Annotated in this window: 1 protein-coding gene; it reads left to right on the top strand. The window is 63.3% G+C overall.

Annotated elements, in window-relative coordinates; all coding sequences use genetic code 11:
* Nucleotides 1–858 (top strand): Ig-like domain-containing protein (locus J5M67_RS27235; protein WP_243434910.1); only part of this gene is annotated, 858 nt, incomplete at both ends.

An 858-nucleotide genomic window follows, 5' to 3' on the forward strand; every position in this document is an offset into this window, starting at 1 on the left:
GATACCAGCAAGGTCGATGTGAGCATCACCCACGTGATCGACGATGTTGGTTCGATCAAAGGCGATATCGCCGCCAACGGCGTGACCGACGACGCTCGCCCGGAAATCCAGGGCAAGGGCAAGGCCGGCGCCACCATCACCGTCTTCGATGGCAGCGTTGCGCTGGGCAGCACCACGGTGAAAGCCGATGGCACCTGGAGCTTCACGCCGAAGTCCGACCTGGCCGATGGCGCGCATGCGATCAAGGCCGAGTCGAAGGACCTGGCGGGTAACCTCAGCGATTCGTCGGTATTCAACTTCACCGTGGATACCGTTGCGCCGAGCAAGCCGAGCATCGATTCGGTGTACGACGACGTGGGCGCCATCCAGGGCCCGATCGCCAACCATGGCGTGACCGATGACCCGACTCCGACCCTGTCCGGCACCGCCGAGGCTGGCTCGAAGGTCACCGTCTATGACAACGGTCAGGTGATGGGCAGCGTGATCGCCGATGCCGACGGCAAGTGGAGCTACACGCCGAGCACTGGTATCAGTGAAGGCAACCACGACTTCACCGTCGAGGCGACCGACAAGGCAGGCAACACCAGCGCCAAGTCGGACGTGTTCAACATCACCACCGACTACACCGCGCCGGACTACTCCAAGTTGGCCATTACCGGTGTGCTGGACAGCGTGGGTGAAATCACCGGCAACGTCGCCAACGGCGGTATTACCGATGACGCGCGCCCGGTGATCAGCGGTACCGGCACTGCCGGCGACACCATCACCGTGTACGCCAAGGACAGCACCGGCAACCACAAGATCGGCACGGCTACCGTGGGCGCCGATGGCACCTGGTCGATGCAGCCGTCGAACGCA

Source organism: Pseudomonas sp. 30_B (genome assembly GCF_017491605.1).
Taxonomy (GTDB): domain Bacteria; phylum Pseudomonadota; class Gammaproteobacteria; order Pseudomonadales; family Pseudomonadaceae; genus Pseudomonas.